Below are 17,987 nucleotides of genomic sequence, written 5' to 3'. Positions count from 1 at the left end.
GGAAGCAGTGAACGTGGCAAAGAATTATTATGACATCACCCTCGCCCTGGCAGGTATTTGCCAGTCGGCACGCCTGGTACAAGAACTGGCGCACCAGGGGCATTGTGATGCCGATGCATTACACGTTTCACTGAACAGTGTCATCGACATGAATCCCAGCTCTACGCTGGGCGTGTTTGGCGGTAGCGAGGCCAACCTGCGTTTAGGTCTGGAAACGATGCTCGGCGTGCTCAATGCCAGTAGTCGTCAGGGGCTGAACGCGGAACTCACCCGCTACACGTTAAGCCTGATGGTGCTGGAGCGTAAGCTGTCAGCCGCTAAAGGCGCTATGGACACGCTGGGAGACCGTATCAACGGTTTGCAGCGCCAGCTGGACCATTTTGACTTGCAGTCTGAAACGTTGATGAGTGCGATGGCAGGCATTTATGTTGACGTCATCAGCCCACTCGGCCCGCGTATTCAGGTTACGGGCTCCCCGGCCATCCTTCAGAGCCCACAGGTTCAGGCTAAAGTACGCGCTTCGCTGCTGGCTGGCATCCGTGCTGCCGTGCTCTGGCATCAGGTTGGTGGAGGCCGTCTGCAACTCATGTTTTCTCGTAATCGCCTGACGACTCAGGCAAAACAAATTCTTGCTCATTTAACCCCGGAGTTGTGATCTATGGAATTATCCTCACTGACCGCCGTTTCCCCTGTCGATGGACGCTACGGCGATAAAGTCAGCGCGCTGCGCGGGATTTTCAGCGAATACGGTTTGCTGAAATTCCGTGTACAGGTTGAAGTACGCTGGCTGCAAAAACTGGCCGCGCACGCAGCGATCAAGGAAGTTCCTGCTTTTGCTGCCGACGCAATCGGTTTCCTTGATGCGATCGTCGCTAACTTCAATGAAGAAGATGCAGCGCGCATCAAAACCATTGAGCGTACGACTAACCATGACGTGAAGGCAGTTGAGTATTTCCTGAAAGAGAAAGTGGCCGATTTCCCGGAACTGCACGCCGTTTCCGAGTTCATCCACTTCGCGTGTACCTCAGAAGACATCAACAACCTGTCTCACGCGCTGATGCTGAAAACTGCCCGTGACGAAGTGGTTCTGCCGTACTGGCGTAAGCTTATCGACGCGGTGAAAGATCTGTCCGTACAATATCGCGATATTCCCCTGCTCTCCCGTACCCATGGTCAGCCAGCCACCCCGTCAACGCTGGGCAAAGAAATGGCTAACGTGGCTTACCGTATGGAGCGCCAGTATCGCCAGCTCAACCAGGTTGAAATTCTTGGTAAAATCAACGGTGCCGTGGGTAACTATAACGCCCACATTGCCGCTTACCCGGAAGTAGACTGGCATCAGTTCAGCGAGGAATTTGTCACCTCGCTGGGTATCCAGTGGAACCCATACACGACTCAGATTGAGCCGCACGACTACATTGCCGAGCTGTTTGATTGCATCGCCCGTTTCAACACCATCCTGATCGACTTCGACCGCGATGTCTGGGGTTACGTGGCGCTGAACCATTTCAAACAGAAAACCATCGCGGGTGAAATTGGTTCCTCCACTATGCCGCACAAGGTGAACCCAATCGATTTCGAAAACTCCGAAGGAAATCTGGGACTGTCTAACGCGGTACTGCAACATCTGGCGAGCAAACTGCCGGTTTCCCGCTGGCAGCGTGACCTGACGGACTCTACCGTTTTGCGCAACCTGGGCGTCGGTATTGGCTATGCGCTGATCGCTTATCAGTCCACGCTGAAGGGTGTGAGCAAACTGGAAGTGAACCGCGATCATCTGCTGGATGAGCTGGACCATAATTGGGAAGTTCTGGCTGAGCCAATCCAGACCGTGATGCGTCGCTATGGTATTGAAAAACCATACGAGAAACTGAAAGAACTGACCCGCGGCAAACGCGTTGACGCCGAAGGTATGAAGCAATTTATCGACGGTCTGGCTTTGCCGGAAGACGAGAAAACGCGCCTGAAAGCAATGACGCCAGCCAATTACATTGGTCGCGCCGTCACAATGGTTGATGATCTTAAGTAATCTGTAATACGCCGGAGGGCAATTGCGCCTGTTCCGGCCATCAGTTTATGTCGTATGCAAGCCGGAAAAGCGTCAGCGCCTCCGGCTTTTTATCGCCCGGAACATTATCCCTTCCCGCGGTTTATTAAATGTTTATCCCCACAGCCACATAATCAGCGTTAGACTATAAAATTGATTTTGTAAATTCAGAAAATACAGCTAATTATCATAAAATCAATCAGTTAATAAAAAACCGTCTTGGACAAATGCGGGCAATATGAGTCATTTCATCGCCCCAAATTATGCCCCAAACTAATTTTTGCCCCCAAATTTGCCCCCAAAAAAGTAAAAATGGGTAGTGATCTATCGGACATTTAGCAACCTCGAGAAGCTAAAGGCCACAATGGAATATTGGTGATGTGGAGCTTCAAATCCTATCGTTCTAGTCAATATCCTATACTTTCGGTCTGACAGCTGGCTGGAGGTTTCTATGTGTGGACGCTTTTCACAGTCAATGACACGCGAGGACTATCTCGCCCTGCTCGCTGAAGAAGCTGAACGTGATATCCCATATGACCCTGAACCAATAGGTCGATTCAACGTGGCGCCAGGCACAAAAGTTCTGCTGCTTAGCGAGCGTGATGAACAGTTGCACCTTGACCCTGTTCTATGGGGATATGCTCCAGGATGGTGGGATAAGCCGCCGCTAATTAATGCACGATCTGAAACTGCGGCCACCAGCAGAATGTTTAAACCACTCTGGCAGCATGGTCGCGCAATTTGCTTTGCTGATGGCTGGTTTGAGTGGAAAAAGGAAGGTGACAAGAAGCAGCCCTACTTCATTCATCGGGCCGATGGCCAGCCGATATTCATGGCTGCGTTCGGCAGCACACCATTCGAACGTGGAGATGAAGCAGAAGGATTCCTGATAGTAACGGCTGCTGCCGACAAAGGACTGGTAGATATTCACGACAGGCGACCGCTGGTCCTGTCACCAGAAGCCGCTCGCGAATGGCTTAGGCAAGATGTAGGAGGGAAAGAAGCAGAGGACATCGTAGCCGACGGTTACGTGCCGGCTGATAAATTTATATGGCACGTCGTGACGCGTGCCGTCGGGAATATTAAGAATCAAGGTCCAGAGTTAATAGAACCTATGCGTTGATGTACGATGCGACAGGGAAAAAACGTCGGCTTTGAGCGAGGAGCGGAAGTTAGTGCTAACTGTGAGCCAGCACAGCCATCTATATGGACTCTGACACATCTATTAGATCAGTGGCGATTCAATCACGATATTTTCAGGATGACTGTTCTTGCTCATGGGCAATGAGAGCCAATCTTAGGTGATGCTCAATGAATCCCGCCTTGAAAGCACTATAGCGACGAATATCGTTCTCACTTGCTAATGCCCCAGCACGTTTAATTTCTGCATACTGTTTTGCTATTTCTTCATTTTTTATAAGGTAATTGCGAAACGCAAGAAGCTTCAGGATGTGTTCATCACCCATGACAAAAGCATGGACCTGATGACTGCGCTGTTCCCCGCCCTTAGAAAAATATCTGCGATTCGGAATTCCGTACTCTCCACGGGCCACATAACCGGCGCTTTCCATTGCGGGGTCTAAGCTATCCAGAGCTTCACGATCAATTACTTCCAGTAATATGTCTATGACGGGTTTTGCCGCCATACCGGGTATCGAGGTGCTCCCGACGTGATGGATTCTCGAAATCTTGTTTTCAAGCTCGGCTAGCAGCACAGCGGATTCCTCAGCAAACAGACTTGGCCACTGCGTATTGTAATCAACAACATCTATTATTCTCATCACACTCTCCACCAATACCCTTTTATTCATAGATGGGGTACTAAAAACTCTTGTCTATCCGGTCGTTTTACATGTGAATGGCGCAGCCAGTAAACGGGATATTTTATAGGTTGCTATAAATAAAGACGAGTTTCGTGCAAGGTCTGGAGGGTGATGGCAATTTAGCTATGTCCGCTTCTGGCACGAAGCGGACAAGTTACATGAGGCAGCGAGCGAAAATCGGATGCCCGCATAGCGTGAACAGGCGTCCGATATTTTGAAGTGTGCAGATTACTTAATCTGCTTCCCCGTTTCGTCAATAACCTTCTCGCCATCCTCTTTGGTAAACGCTCCTTTCTGACCTTCCGGTAGAATATCCAGCACTATTTCTGAAGGGCGGCAAAGACGAGTGCCAAGCGGCGTAACGACTACAGGCCGATTAATCAGGATCGGATGTTGAAGCATGAAATCAATCAACTGCTCATCACTAAATTTCTCTTGATCAAGACCCAGGTGTTCATAAGGCTCAACATTCTTACGCAGTAATGCACGCACCGTAATTCCCATATCTGAAATAAGTTTAATAAGCTCATCACGGGTCGGAGGAGTATCAAGATAATAAATTATTGTCGGTTCGTTGCCGCTGTTGCGGATCATCTCCAGTGTGTTGCGTGAGGTGCCACAGGCCGGGTTGTGATAGATAGTTATGTTGCTCATATCAGTATCTCATTACAAAGTGACAGAGAGCCGCCACGCCAGCGCGGCCAGAGTGACAAACAGTACGGGCACAGTCATGACAATGCCGGTACGGAAGTAATATCCCCAGGTAATCGTTATATTTTTCTGGGAAAGCACATGCAGCCAAAGCAGGGTTGCCAGACTGCCAATCGGAGTGATTTTCGGGCCTAAATCGCAGCCGATCACGTTGGCATAAATCATTGCCTCTTTGACGACGCCAGACGCCGTACTTCCGTCAATAGACAGTGCGCCAATCAGCACCGTCGGCATATTGTTCATCACCGACGACAGGAACGCGGTCAGGAAACCGGTGCCGAACGTTGCTGCCCATAACCCCTTTTCTGCCAGCAGGTTCAGCACGTCAGACAGATACTCCGTAAGCCCTGCATTGCGCAGGCCATAGACCACCAGGTACATACCCAACGAAAAAATAACGATCTGCCATGGCGCACCGCGGAGGACTTTTCCGGTGTTGATGGCATGACCTCTTTTCGCCACTATAAACAGTATTGCTGCGCCACTAGCCGCTATCGCACTGACCGGGATCCCCAGAGGCTCCAGAACAAAGAAACCGACAAGCAGCAATAACAGGACAATCCAGCCCGCCCTGAACGTTGCCGGATCCTTTATCACACTGGCAGGCCTCTTCAGCAGCGAAACGTCATACGTCGCCGGAATGTCCTTGCGGAAGAAGAGATGCAGCATGACCAGAGTGGCCGCAATCGCTGCCACATCTACGGGGATCATAACGGAGGCATACTGTGTAAAGCCCAGACCGAAAAAGTCCGCCGAGACGATATTCACCAGGTTAGAAACAATTAGCGGCAGGCTGGCCGTATCTGCAATAAATCCTGCGGCCATGACAAACGCCAATGTCGTACCCTGGCTGAATCCCAGTGCGAGCAGCATCGCAATTACAATCGGCGTCAGGATCAGCGCAGCGCCGTCATTGGCAAACAACGCAGCAACAGCGGCACCAAGCAAGACTATCCAGGTAAACAAAAGGCGGCCACGTCCGTTACCCCAACTGGAGACGTGCAGTGCGGCCCATTCAAAGAAGCCGGACTCATCGAGCAACAGGCTGATGATGATGACCGCAATAAATGCCGCTGTCGCGTTCCAGACGATATTCCAGACAACGGGAATATCAGCAATATGGATGACTCCGGTTCCCAGCGCCAGCGCAGCCCCGATACTCGCGCTCCAGCCAATACTCAGACCTCTGGGTTGCCAGATCACCAGTACCAGCGTCAGTAAAAATATACTCCCTGCCAAAAACATTTCAGACCCCGTTATATATGATTATGTATATATGTTTTCCTGCCTCAGCAGGAGGTACAGGCCGACTTTGCCAACCATTCCCGCACATCCTCCCGAAGGGACAGCCAGGACGCCGTGATTGTCTCAGCGGCCCACGCCGGAATATGAGGTGACAGACGATAGTGGATCCATTTCCCTTCCCGACGATCAAGAACAAGCTTTGCCTCACGCAGGACGGCCATATGGCGTGATATTTTGGGCTGTGATTCGGCGGTAGCTGCACAGATATCGCACACGCACAGTTCTCCGGACTCCCGCAGAAGCATGACAATGGCGAGCCGTGTTTCATCTGACAGGATTTTGAAAAGCTGAACAGGTTGTAGCATTTTTCTCTCCGTTCCCTTTAGAATACACATATGGTAAATCATATGTATTAACTTTGAAATCATCTGCTCTCTCTGGAGGAGAAAAATGGAACAATTTCCTGCCCTGAATACTAAATGCTTTGATCAACACATCGCTGAACGCCTGAACATGCAGGAGCCACCACGGATTCTGATCCTGTATGGTTCATTGAGAGAGCGCTCCTACAGCCGCTTTGCCGCGGAGGAAGCCGGGCGCCTGCTGACGGCGATGGGCGCGGAAGTGAAACTGTTTACCCCCTCCGGTTTACCCCTGCCGGATGATGCGCCGGACACGCATCCCAAAGTCACCGAGCTGCGCGGTCTGGTCAGATGGTGTGATGGGATGGTATGGAGTTCTCCGGAACGACACGGTGCTATGAGCGCAGTCATGAAGGCGCAGATTGACTGGATACCCTTAAGTGAAGGTGCGGTTCGTCCTTCGCAGGGCAAAACACTTGCGGTAATGCAGGTCTGCGGCGGTTCACAGTCCTTCAATGCCGTGAACCAGATGCGTATTCTGGGTCGCTGGATGCGGATGTTTACGATCCCCAACCAATCCTCTGTAGCCAAGGCATGGCAAGAGTTCGACGAAAATGGACGAATGAAACCTTCTTCATGGTATGACCGCATCGTCGATGTAGCCGAGGAGCTGTTTAAAATCACGATGCTGCTTAAGGGACAAACTGGTTATCTTGCAGATCGTTACAGCGAGCGAAAGGAAAGCCAACAGGAGCTTTCATCCCGTGTCAATCAGGACAAAATATAACGTATATTTTACGTGAATCCATACTGAATGAGCTTAACAACGTCCGCTATTGGCATAATGCAGCCCTCTTACCGGGGTCTTCGTAACCACGGATCCATCTGGATAAACTGAAACCCATTGAAACGGTACCGATGCTTTCAGGGGGCGACGTTGTGGGGACCACCGTTCGACTTTCGCGACGGTAATCACCACTGCGAACGCAGCAAAGCACGGTCGGGTTCGCCCTCTGGGTGCCGATCAAGCCATTGATTATATGACAGAGGATTTTGCTGCAGTTGCCACCAGCATCACCGATAACAAGGGCATTAATGTAATTCTCGAGTATATTGGCGCACCTTATTTTGGACGACACGTGAACGCACTCGATTTTGATGGTCATCTGATATGGACTGGCATTATGAAGGACATTAAAAACGCGAAAATCCCGATGGACCGAGTGCTGTACCGTCATCTTTAGATTATTGACACGGTATTCAAATCGCGTTGGATGGACGTAAACATGAAATGTCTCATCACTTTAAAAAACGCTGGTTAACCAGTTTAGGTAAGACGGACTGAGCCCGGTGATTGACAACGTTTTTACGCTGGTAGACACCAGTAAATCTCACCAGCGTATGGAAAACGGCATGAACACAGGAAAAATTATGTTGACGATGTAGGGGGGACACAAACAGGTTACTCTTCTGGCGTGTTGCAGAAGGGGAGGAAGCTTTGTCCCTGGAGGCATAACCCGCTAAGATGTCGTTGTTTGGTGCTACACTTGCTATTATTTTCAGGTGGTACAACAGGGAATTAGCCATCTTGTCCAGACAAAAATATATCAGTGCGATTGTCATGATCGTGGTTTGCACAACCTCACTATTTGCCGCGCTGGTTGTTCGTGAAGCGCAAGATTTACAGAGCTATATGGGGTATGTCGCTGAAAATGGGAAGTCGGCGCTTTTCCATGAAGAGTCCATTAACCAGAATATTGCCACCCGGCTTTCGCGGGAATTTTATAGCCGAATAGCCGATGCGCCCTTTGACGATACCGAACGAACAGTAATATGTCAGTACCTTGAAACCGAGGGTGATATTTACGGATTCAATCTGTTGAAGAAAAACAGGGATAACCTCGACGGCACCCTGCAAACCCGCAATAGATCGTGTAAAGAATGGGTGGGAGACATTGGCGCACTATCGGTTATTCACACCGCTGAGCGTGCAGCTCAGTCAAAGTACAGTTTTTCAAATTATACCGGTTATATGTTCAGGAACATCAGATACTATGTAGATCTTACTCATAACTATATTTATATTAATCAGCCAGTTAATACTCGCAACTATACCTTCAGTAACTGGCTCGTGGGTAATAATGGCCACATCAATATCGCTCGTAGCACACACACGATTTCGATTGATGACAATGCCCTGAAAGATCTGCTAAAGGGAGAAACTACGCTGTCTCATATTTATCAGGATGGCTATACCCGCAATAATATTATCAGCATGCTTACCCCGGTATATCTGGGTGATAAAGTAAAAGGCATTATGATTACAGACATCAACATTGACGATCTGGTGGTTTCGTTTAATACAGTCGATCGTCCGTTGTTATGGCAATTCCTTTCTTTGTATGTCACCGATAATGAAACCGGAAGCCATATTGTTTTCCATAAACCATATATCAAATCTTATGCTTTGATCAGTTATGAAGACTCGCTTACCCAGTATTACACCCTGCATGTGAAACTAGATGCTATCTACGTTATTGTTGCGAATTTATGGCTGTTACTGCTTTATCTTCTCGGAACCTGGGGATTATGCCGATATGCCCATAAACAATTAATCAGACAAACTTTGCTTTCTAGGGATAACGTGACGGACGCGATGACCGGACTGTATAACAGAAAAGTTATTACACAGGAGCTGGGACATAAAATCCGCTCACTCGTTGACAGAGGTATCCCCGTCACGGTCATCGCAATTGACAGTGATGGACTCAAAAGAATAAATGACTCTCTCGGTCACCATATGGGCGATAAAGTGATACAGATGCTGGGGATGGCGTTGGGAAATGCCATTCGTAAAAGTGACTACGGTATCCGGCTTGGGGGCGATGAGTTCTGCCTTGTTCTTATCGATTATTCTCTGAATAAATTCCGTGATGTTATTACTCGGGCGCAGGAACAACTACTAGCGATTGACCCGGATAAACTGGTGGCATTTTCCTGGGGGGCATATCAACTGCTGCCAGGAGACACATTGGAAGTGGCGATGCTGAAAGCCGATGAGTTGCTTTATCAGCATAAACGGAGCAAGTACCCCGAGCGTAAGTGAGATGTTAGCTGTTACAGGCATTTAGACGTTTAGAAAGGTGAACCAGCACATTACTTCCTATCACGCTAGCCAACTGGATATTCAGCAATGGCATTAACATCTGTAAGTAACGCTACCTCCGATTTCATCTGCCTCTGCCGTTCGTGAATTCTGAAACCGTGTATCACCATTGCCTGCATCATCGCCGCCTCAAGCTGTTGCAGGAACGCAAAATTCACCGGAACATCGTGGTTATCCGCATCGGTCCAGAAAAATCCCTCAGGTAACTCTCCTGTCCTACCAGCCATAATCACGGGTACAAGACGCTCCTGCGATGCTTTGCCTCCATCCCACCGGCGATTGTCCAGTTCAAAAATAATGTTGGCATTTTCCTGAACGTCCCGCCAGTTGCTGATTTCAGCCAGTTTCTGGTTGCGTAAATCCTCCACCATCTTGTCAGTCACAATATAAGGGGCGACAGGTCCATACTTTCCTGATTCAAGCTCGCTGTAGATACGGCGTCCATGCTCCTCAAAATCATTCAGACATGCAGTGAACGGCAGAAACTCATCAAACTCTGCAAATTTAACCCTGCAGTTAATCGCTGTATGTTCTTTATTCGCCCACTCAGGAGCCTGAATGCCCTCAATGTTCATACAATCTCCTTTTATGAAATTCGCTGAAAAAGACCTACATAATGCGAAGTAGTACCGTTTTGCCACTGGTTTGAGATAATGCCGCAAGCTCGCCACGTCCCCGGAAGAGGGTAAGGCCCATATTGAACACCCGACCTGTAGGCATCAATAGTGTATGTACTATAACGATCCGGTGGAAAAATAATGCCGCAAGCCTTGAGACTCCCCCCTGCAACGGTTGCGCCTGGGGCAAGAGGTGCTCCAACACTCATATATGCCAGCGCAAACGAACCTACAGCATGAAGAGCACCCGCTGGTGCGCCTGCTGGTCCTTGCGGTCCCGTAGCGCCTGTTGCTCCCTTTGCACCTGCTGGTCCCTGTGGTCCAGTTAACCCGGTATCCCCTTTTACACCTGCCGGTCCCTGCGGCCCTTGCGGTCCCGTAGCGCCTGTTGCTCCCTTTGCACCTGCTGGTCCTTGTGGTCCAGTTAACCCGGCATCCCCTTTTACACCTGCCGGTCCCTGCGGCCCTTGCGGTCCCGTAGCGCCTGTTGCTCCCTTTGCACCTGCTGGTCCTTGTGGTCCAGTTAACCCGGTATCCCCTTTTACACCTTCCGGCCCCTGCGGACCTGGCGGACCACTGAGGTCATCACTTTCCTGTATCTCTTTAATGGTATCAGCGGCGGCTTTTGAGGCTGCACTTCTGGCCTGTTCAGCAAGAAGCTGTGCCTCATCCCTTGCCTGTCCACTTTCTTTTTCACTGGCAGCAGCAGCCTGTGCACTGTTCCGGGCATTCAGGGCGTCTTCCTGAGCTTCATCGCGCAGCGTCAGGGCCTCATCTCTGGCCTGTTCTGCGCGGGTGGCGCTCTCAGCTGCTTGATTTTTCTGGTTCTCAGCCGTTTTGGCTGACTGCAGGGCTGATGCTTCACTTGCTGATGCCGATTCTGCACTGGCTGATGCCGCAGTCTCTGATTTAGCGGCCTTTTCACTGAACTCCCTGGCATGCAGCTCACTTATCGCTGCAGCTGCAGCGCTGTTATCCCCCTGTTCTGCAGCCTGTGTAGCCGTGAGGGCGCTTTCACGCACTGAGGTTTCAGATGCGGCTGCATTACCGGCATGCTCACCCGCTGTTTGTGCTGACGCAGATGCACTTCCGGCACTCCCTGCTGCAGACTGTGCCAAAGCGCCTGCCTCCTGCTGCGCTTTCTGTGCCGCATCAGCGGCGATCTTTGCCTTTCCGGCCTGTTCCGTCGCTGTCTGTGCCGACTTTGCCGCACTGTCAGCATCTGCACTGCTGGCCAGAACGCTCTGCGCGGTCTGTCGGGCATTATCTGCAGCAGACCGGGCAGAATCATCAGCAGCACCCGCAGAGAGTGCCGCCTGGCGCTGTGACTCTGCCGCAGCAGTTGCAGACAACGCTGTCGCGTCTTTACTCTGTTCCGCTGACTGTGCGGCCTGTTCGACTCGTTCCCTATCCTTCTCTGTTGCACCGCTCAAATCCACTACGCGGTTTACCATTTCCTCAAAACGTTTCATCACCTCCGGACGAAGGTCCGCGTCCTTTGGCGCATCGAGAAACGCATTCAGGGTATCCGGCGTATCGGTCGGGGCCACGTAAATATCGCCAGCCACTGAGGGAGGAAAACCTTCCCGCAGCAGTGACACACTGTAATAACCCGGTTCAGCCTCAATGCTGTAATGGCCGTTCGCGTCCGTAACAGAGGATGACATAACCTCCACAACAACGGTCGCGCTGGTTTTCTTCGCATTCAGTTGGATGATGCAGTCCTGTACCGGTTTCCCCGCTCCGTCTTTTAATACGCCAGAGATAAGTACTGCCATAATTCCTCCATAAAAAAAACGCCCGAATGAGCGCTCGTTTTGGGATTCAGTCATCAGTAAATGCTGATGCCTGTGCTGTTCTTCTTCACCACCATGACCAGCAGGTTACTGATAAAAGCAGGAGTATTGCCGCCGCCACCATTACCCTTGCTTGACACCGTAAAGCTCATGGTCACATTTCCAGCTCCGGCAGGCATATCAATGACCGTACTGAATGATTTCGTTGGAATTGCGGGATATGCGTTGTATATCTCTCTGCCGTTGTGCTTCACAACAAGCCCACAATCTGTCCACCGGTCATTACTTGTGGCTGATTGCCCACTTGCTCCTGCAAAAGTGATGGGTGGAATAATTATCTGCCGATCAAAATCGTGATCATCTTGTATCTGGACCGTGAGGGTTCCATTCGGAAAACCCGGAATTCCAGGGAAAGCCCGCCCAACTGCTTTAACGATATCGCCGACAATCTTCTCTGCCCGCATCGTCCCCTTTATGGTGCAGTTTTCCTCAATCGTCACATTGTTGAGAGCACCAGAGTTCGCACTGATATGGCCGCTGATATCCGCATTACGGGCGGTCAGTTTGCCGTCAGGCGTCAGCATAAAGGTCGGCGGGTTCCCGCCGCTGGTAATGCTCGGGGCCATCAGATATTTAAGGAATACCTCATTCATAAATATCTGGTCACCCTGCATCACGAAGGCGGGTGTTTCATTGCCATTTGCAGGGTTGATAAACGCGATACGATCAGCCGCTACCAGAAACTGGCTTATCTTCCCTTCTTCCGTGTCCTCCATACTCAGGCCCAGACCAGCCACATAGTGCTTCCCGTCTTTGGTCTGCTCTATCTTCACGCCCCACATGGCATTCCATTTGCCGTTCGCGTCCTGCCATTCTTTCGAAAACTCATCCAGCCGGCTGGCGTTGTCTTCCGTCAGCTCCACCTTCTCCAGCAGCTCTTTCCCCAGATGACTTTCGGTGATTTCCCCTTTGAAGAAATCCAGGTAACCCGCCGCATCGTTGCTGGCCTGCCCTTTAGCCTCCACGAACGCCGATTTTCCGACCTGGTTCACGGCCCGGATATAGAAGTAATAGTCCTTGCCGGGTTTGATACTGCTGCTGGCCGCAATCCAGTACAGCGCGGTGCCGAGATAACGCGCATCGGTTTCCACCTGGCGGATATCGGCGATTTTTTTATCCGTAAACCAGAATTCATACTGCACCGTGGGGTCATATACCGCCTGGCGCGGGGTGGCGGTGATCTGAAAATAGCCGGGAGTCAGCTCAACATAAGACGGTACTGCCGGCGCAGCGATGCTGAAATCCGTGCTGGCCGGATCGCCCTGCTGGCCCTGGCTGTTCACCGCCCGCACCGTCAGGGTGTAGCGCCCCGGCGTCAGGTTGCGGAAAGTATGCTCCGTTTTTGTCAGTGTCAGGCTGCTGGCCAGCCGATTGCTGTTATTTTCCGCTTTCACCGTCAGGCGCAGGGAGAAGTTCCCCCCCTTAACCACACGCGGGGTATCCCAGCGCGCCCGCGCCTGATACTGCCCCTCCTCTGCCAGAATCTCTGTGGTCAGGTGCTGCACGGCAGGCGGCGTATTCGTGATACCGGTGTCCGGCAACGGATCAAACGTCGCCCCGTTATCCACGATGGCTCCTTTCTCCGGAACATGCTGTACGGCGGTAATAGCATACGTGCCGTCATCGTTTTCCCGTATGGCCACACAGCGAAACAGGCGCTGGCGCAGATCCGGCAGTTTCAGCCCCCACACGCTGTACTCCGCCACGCCATCGGGTAACTGGCTGACGGTCACGCGGTCCGGAGCCGGATGTGCGGTAACTGCGACGGTAACAGGCTGGCCATCGCTGCCCACCAGGTTCAGCACCACATTGCCGCCTGCCGGTATCTCCACCTCACGGTCCAGAGTGAGCGTGCGCGTAAGACTGTCGACCGACAGGACGCGTCCGCCCACGGTCACACCGGCATAATCACTGTCGCAGACCTCAATGATATCGCCGGGAACGTGGCGTAATCCCTCAGCCCCTACGGAAAAATCCACCGTCTGCGTTTCCAGCAATTCGGTGGTGATGGCCCACAGTCCGGAGCGATGCGCCTGCCCACGGCTGGTACAGGCAAACGCATCCATCTTCAGAACGTTGCGACCATAGCGCCGGATGGCAGCGTCGTTTTCCACCAGTTCGGTGGACGTTTCCCAGCCATTGTTCGGGTCGGTGTAACGGGCCTCGGCGGCATTGTGGCGCTCTTTCAGGGCGCTGAAGCTGTAGATGAACGACGCACCGTCAGCGGGCATCACCACATTACTCTGCGTATAGGTCCAGACTTTATCGGCGGGCCGGTCCTGCACAAACGTCAGGGTGCTGCCGTTCCAGACCGGCATGCAGCGCATCAGGGAACAGAAGTCCCCCAGCACGTCCCACGCTTTACGCTGGTCCGTCAGATACGCATTGCAGGTGATACGCGGTTCAGTCCCGCCCAAACCGTCAGGAACGGGCTGATCGCAGTACTGTGCAATGGCATACAGCGCCCACTTATCCACATCGGCAACACCAATGCGGCTTCCCATGCCATAGCGCGGGTGAGTCAGCATATCCAGCACACACCAGGCCGGATTGTCTGTCCAGGCGGGTTTAAACGTTCCGTCCCACAGCCCGGAATACGTCCGTTTTACTGGATCATAATTCGACGGCACCGGCACAATACGCCCGCGCAGGTGATAGTTTCGCGTGACCTGCTGGCTGCCAAACTGCTCCGCGTCCACTTTTACCCCGATAACGGCGGTGTTCGGATAGCACTGTTTCACATCGATGATTTCGGTATAACCCGACCACACCGTTTTGTTCTGCAGCAGGTCTGTCGTGCTGTCATCAGTGAGGCGCTGCATGCGGACTTCAAACGGCCGGGGCGGCAAATCATCAATCACCACGGATGCCAGAAACTGCGTGGTCGTTTTCCCTGTAATGGTGATATCCCGCTCCGTTCTCCACAGCCCGTCCCGGCGAAACTGGATCAGCATCTGTACACTGGTCGGGTTGCGGTCGCCTTTGGTACTGGTGCTGACCAGCGACTGCACACCAAAGGTAAAACGCAGACGGTCCACCGTTTTAGCGGTAATGGTGCGAGTCACCTGCTCAGACTTCTTCACCTCCACACCCAGCAGGGTTTCAGCACCAGAGTCTTCGAACCCCTCCATCGCGGTCTGCTCATCCTCCCCCACGCGGTAAACCACGGTGACACCATGAACCATCGCGTTACCGTCGCTGTCGAGGACCGGCGTTTTGTTAATTCTGACACTCTTCAGCCCGTCCACAGGACCTTCAATCGGCCCCTCGCAGATGGCATCAACTACCGTCAGCATCTGACTGGATTTCAGGTCGTCAGGAGCCTCATGCGGTGTTTCACTGCTGCCACCACCCTTACCCATAATCTGTTCCCTCTGAAACGACAGAACCGCCCGGAGGCGGTTCTATGTAAATACAAATATGCTGCAGTAAGTCAGCGACCGATGATCACCACCTGCCCCCCGCCACCTTCATCCCGTGTGCTGATTTCCTGGGAGATCGTGCGGGATCCGACCAGCATTTCACCGTATAACACCGGCAGGGCATTACCCTGCGCCATCATGTTGTCCAGTGACGAAAAATAGGTGTTCTGTTTGCCGTTATCGGTCTTCCGGGACGAGGGGATTTTTGCCTGCGGCATCAGCATCTGCGCCACACCACCCAGCATCATGGCCGCCCCCATAGAAAACAGAACCGAGGATGCCGAAATAGCACCGGCAGATAACGCTGCTCCCCAGGCTGCCAGTGAAGCCCCTGCTGTAAAAAAGGACGCGGCTATTGCTACTGCTCCCAGCACCACCTGGAACAGACCACCGGATTTAGCCCCAGCCATGCGTGGGACAATATGAATAATGGCCCCCTCCGGCAGCGGCTCGTGCAGACGGGCTGACAGGCTGGTTTCATTCACATCCAGGCCTGCAATGCGTATCTGATACCAGCCATCATTCATTTTCTGCCGGAAGCCCGGAACCTGCATGGCCAGCGCGTAAATGGCCTCGGCCCCCGTTTTTATACTGAGGCTGAAGCGGCGGCCAAATCGTTGTAAATCCCCGTGAAGGCAAACTCGTGCCATGCCCGGTGTCGCCATATCGAGTGTGTGCGGCGTTGCCATTTGTCGGTATACCTCTCGCGTTTACTGAGCTGATCAGGAATATGGTGCAGCAGCTCGCCATCGCCGCAGTAAATCGCAGCATGATTGGCAACCGATGAACCAAAACAACAAATCAGAATGTCTCCGGGCTGTGCCTCTGCGGCATTCACCCAGTAAAAGCCGGTCGCCTCCAGATTATCCAGATACAGATTATCCCCCTGCGTCCACCAGTCCTCCTTCCGCGCAAAATCCGGCATCTCAATACCGGCCAGATGGTACGCATCGCGGAACAGGGTGTAACAGTCCGTCACGCCATGCTCAAATGCCCGCCCGGTGAGGAACGGCATGCAACGAAATTTGTATATCCGGTCATCGCAGACCAGCCACCACGGCAGGCCACTCTGAACCTGCAGGCGGCGATCAACATCGCTGAGAAACGGCAGGCCATCGGGATGGCTGTGGACCAGGGCCACCATATCGCCTGCCGCCTGCGCCTGAAGGTAATCAGCCGGATCCATGCGGAAATACAGGGTCGGTTCAGCGGAAAGATTCTGGCAGGGAAAATACCGCTCCCCGGCTGGCGTGTTCACCACCCAGCCGCATGATTCAGCGGGCGCACACGAAGCAGCATGCGCCAGGAGTGTTTTGTTCATGTGTGTATCCATCAGGAAAGACGGTTAATCGAGAGGAAGCAGCCGATGCGCGGCAGGTTATTACGCAGCTCGCAGCCGGTACGGCATTTGCTGCAGGCATCTTTTGCCGGGTCTGCCGTGGGCTTATCAAACTCATCCGCCACAGGCGGCCCGATGTAACCACACTCATCAGAACGGTAGGTCCAGTTGCAGACATCAGCCAGCATGATCCGCGCCGGAAACACGCTGCCGTCCGTTTCGGTCGGTGTGGCCAGCACGAAGGTCGCCGTGGTGGCTTTCAGCTCCGACAGTTGTTCAATCACCCAGCGGCTGACCACTTCCTGTTCCGGGTTGGCCTCCGGATTGCCGCCTGTAAAGTTCACCGCATCGAGAAAACGGGCGTACACAACATGCCTTACCACCGTGGCCCCGACGAGGCTCTGCATATCTACCGCAAGTCCCGTAACCATGCCAAACAGGTTCGACACCGCCAGCGTCGGGCGGGCGGTAGTCCCTTTCCCTGACAGGTCGAACCCGGTTCCCTGTATCGGGTAAACGTCATACTTCCGGCCCTGCCAGGTGACCGGCTCGCCCTTCTCGTTCAGTTCATTTGAAAAATAGTAGCGCTGGCCACCAAAGGCCGTCAGGTCGATTTCCCACAAATCAATGCGGGCCGACTGTTCGGTTTTCGTGATTTCGTTGAGGGTGTTCTGAGGAATATCTTGCATAAAGATCCTTAAGCAATGACCTGCTCAAATTTACAGCTGAAATCGGAATACGCGACGTTGTCCGTAACAGACCACTCCCGGCAGACAACTTTTATTGTGCGGTTGTATTTTGGCGGTCGCCACAGAAAGGCTTTATATCCTCCGTGCTCGGCCAGAAACGCTTCAAGTGCGGTGCGGGAATTGTCCGACGTGATACGGAAAACAGGCTGGAAGTTAATTAACTGATGGTTGAGTCCGGTCGGGCGACGTTGCTCATAGCTATCCCCAAATTTTATGGTTGTCACCGAAGGGGAAACAGAAGACTGCATCCCCTCCCTGGGTGCCCAATGAAAGGTTTTCACTTATCCTCCCGCCAGCATGCCGCCATCGCGGCCCTGAGTTCTCAGGATACTCATGACACGCGTGTCGACCATTTTGACCAGCATCTGCGATGCCTGCGGCCCTATCTCCCCGTTTTGCCCGTCATTCTGAATGGTAATGTGATACTCAGGTGAATAAACAATCCCACCATTCATACCACTACCAGAGGAACCCGGGTCACCCAGCGCCCTGACACCCAGCGTACCGTCAGTCGTTTTCGCCAGAGGCATAATGGCTTCCGGACCAGCTTCACCAAACACGCCAGCCCCCTTTGCAAAAGCAAACAGGGTCGGGCTGTCATAGATGCCGTTGCTGTAGGCACTTAATGAAGGTGAGTCATAAACACCGCC

18 protein-coding genes are annotated in these 17,987 nt (G+C 52.4%); 6 read left to right on the top strand and 12 right to left on the bottom strand.

Features of this window, described 5'->3' with window-relative positions:
* Positions 1-13 precede the first annotated feature (13 nt).
* The 3 genes from hflD to OGV77_RS13605 all read left to right on the top strand — a co-directional run bounded on the left by hflD (position 14) and on the right by OGV77_RS13605 (position 3,170).
* Positions 14-655, top strand: a complete 642-nt coding sequence (hflD, locus tag OGV77_RS13615; RefSeq protein ID WP_016153409.1) for a high frequency lysogenization protein HflD — start codon at positions 14-16, stop codon at positions 653-655.
* 3 nt (positions 656-658) lie between these two features.
* Positions 659-2,029: an adenylosuccinate lyase gene (purB, locus tag OGV77_RS13610; RefSeq protein ID WP_087050942.1), complete on the top strand. Its 1,371-nt coding sequence runs from the start codon at positions 659-661 to the stop codon at positions 2,027-2,029.
* Between the two features lie 469 nt (positions 2,030-2,498).
* Entirely contained in the window at positions 2,499-3,170 is a 672-nt protein-coding gene (locus OGV77_RS13605; protein WP_123266980.1) for an SOS response-associated peptidase, read from the top strand.
* A 133-nt stretch (positions 3,171-3,303) separates the two neighbouring features.
* Here OGV77_RS13605 and OGV77_RS13600 read toward each other — a convergent pair whose 3' ends face one another.
* From OGV77_RS13600 to OGV77_RS13585, 4 genes are all read right to left on the bottom strand, one after another.
* Positions 3,304-3,828, bottom strand: coding sequence for a GrpB family protein (locus OGV77_RS13600; RefSeq protein ID WP_123266979.1), 525 nt, complete (start codon positions 3,826-3,828; stop codon positions 3,304-3,306).
* A 270-nt stretch (positions 3,829-4,098) separates the two neighbouring features.
* Positions 4,099-4,524 carry a glutaredoxin-dependent arsenate reductase gene (arsC, locus tag OGV77_RS13595; protein ID WP_123266978.1) on the bottom strand — a complete coding sequence of 142 codons (426 nt, stop codon included), beginning with the start codon at positions 4,522-4,524 and terminating at the stop codon, positions 4,099-4,101.
* 12 nt (positions 4,525-4,536) lie between these two features.
* Positions 4,537-5,826: an arsenic transporter gene (locus OGV77_RS13590; RefSeq protein WP_123266977.1), complete on the bottom strand. Its 1,290-nt coding sequence runs from the start codon at positions 5,824-5,826 to the stop codon at positions 4,537-4,539.
* 44 nt (positions 5,827-5,870) lie between these two features.
* Positions 5,871-6,191, bottom strand: a complete 321-nt coding sequence (locus tag OGV77_RS13585) for a transcriptional regulator (RefSeq protein ID WP_123267758.1) — start codon at positions 6,189-6,191, stop codon at positions 5,871-5,873.
* Between the two features lie 85 nt (positions 6,192-6,276).
* On the opposite strand from OGV77_RS13585, the gene arsH reads away from it, so the two are divergent.
* From arsH to dgcJ, 3 genes are all read left to right on the top strand, one after another.
* Positions 6,277-6,975, top strand: coding sequence for an arsenical resistance protein ArsH (arsH, locus tag OGV77_RS13580; RefSeq protein WP_123266976.1), 699 nt, complete (start codon positions 6,277-6,279; stop codon positions 6,973-6,975).
* Positions 6,976-7,159: 184 nt separating this feature from the next.
* Positions 7,160-7,432 (top strand): zinc-binding dehydrogenase, encoded by a 273-nt coding sequence (locus OGV77_RS13575; protein WP_308463916.1) that lies wholly within the window; start codon positions 7,160-7,162, stop codon positions 7,430-7,432.
* A 281-nt stretch (positions 7,433-7,713) separates the two neighbouring features.
* Complete coding sequence (dgcJ, locus tag OGV77_RS13570; protein WP_286502763.1) at positions 7,714-9,294, top strand: diguanylate cyclase DgcJ; 1,581 nt, start codon at positions 7,714-7,716, stop codon at positions 9,292-9,294.
* A 65-nt stretch (positions 9,295-9,359) separates the two neighbouring features.
* Here dgcJ and OGV77_RS13565 read toward each other — a convergent pair whose 3' ends face one another.
* The 8 genes from OGV77_RS13565 to OGV77_RS13530 all read right to left on the bottom strand — a co-directional run.
* Positions 9,360-9,929, bottom strand: a complete 570-nt coding sequence (locus tag OGV77_RS13565; protein ID WP_123266975.1) for a DUF4376 domain-containing protein — start codon at positions 9,927-9,929, stop codon at positions 9,360-9,362.
* 11 nt (positions 9,930-9,940) lie between these two features.
* Complete coding sequence (locus tag OGV77_RS13560) at positions 9,941-11,749, bottom strand: prophage tail fiber N-terminal domain-containing protein (RefSeq protein WP_286502762.1); 1,809 nt, start codon at positions 11,747-11,749, stop codon at positions 9,941-9,943.
* Positions 11,750-11,802: 53 nt separating this feature from the next.
* Positions 11,803-15,189, bottom strand: a complete 3,387-nt coding sequence (gene gpJ / locus OGV77_RS13555; RefSeq protein ID WP_286502761.1) for a phage attachment tail tip protein J — start codon at positions 15,187-15,189, stop codon at positions 11,803-11,805.
* Between the two features lie 71 nt (positions 15,190-15,260).
* Positions 15,261-15,938, bottom strand: coding sequence for a tail assembly protein (locus OGV77_RS13550; protein WP_286502750.1), 678 nt, complete (start codon positions 15,936-15,938; stop codon positions 15,261-15,263).
* The gene (locus OGV77_RS13545) at positions 15,836-16,570 is read right to left on the bottom strand and encodes a C40 family peptidase (RefSeq protein WP_286502749.1); all 735 of its coding nucleotides are present in this window, start codon (positions 16,568-16,570) and stop codon (positions 15,836-15,838) included. The genes OGV77_RS13550 and OGV77_RS13545 overlap by 103 nt, the downstream gene beginning before the upstream one ends.
* Positions 16,571-16,581: 11 nt before the next feature.
* Entirely contained in the window at positions 16,582-17,277 is a 696-nt protein-coding gene (locus tag OGV77_RS13540; protein WP_286502748.1) for a phage minor tail protein L, read from the bottom strand.
* Between the two features lie 8 nt (positions 17,278-17,285).
* Positions 17,286-17,618 (bottom strand): phage tail protein, encoded by a 333-nt coding sequence (locus OGV77_RS13535; protein WP_286502747.1) that lies wholly within the window; start codon positions 17,616-17,618, stop codon positions 17,286-17,288.
* Positions 17,619-17,987, bottom strand: a 369-nt coding sequence (locus tag OGV77_RS13530; protein WP_502873697.1) for a phage tail tape measure protein, incomplete at its 5' end; no start/stop codon positions are given. It lies immediately after the preceding gene.

Origin of the sequence: Citrobacter sp. Ce129 (assembly GCF_030334545.1) — a bacterium.
Lineage (GTDB): Bacteria > Pseudomonadota > Gammaproteobacteria > Enterobacterales > Enterobacteriaceae > Citrobacter > Citrobacter europaeus.
Note: the sequence above shows the minus strand (reverse complement) of the source record. Positions and strands in the feature narration are given on the sequence as shown.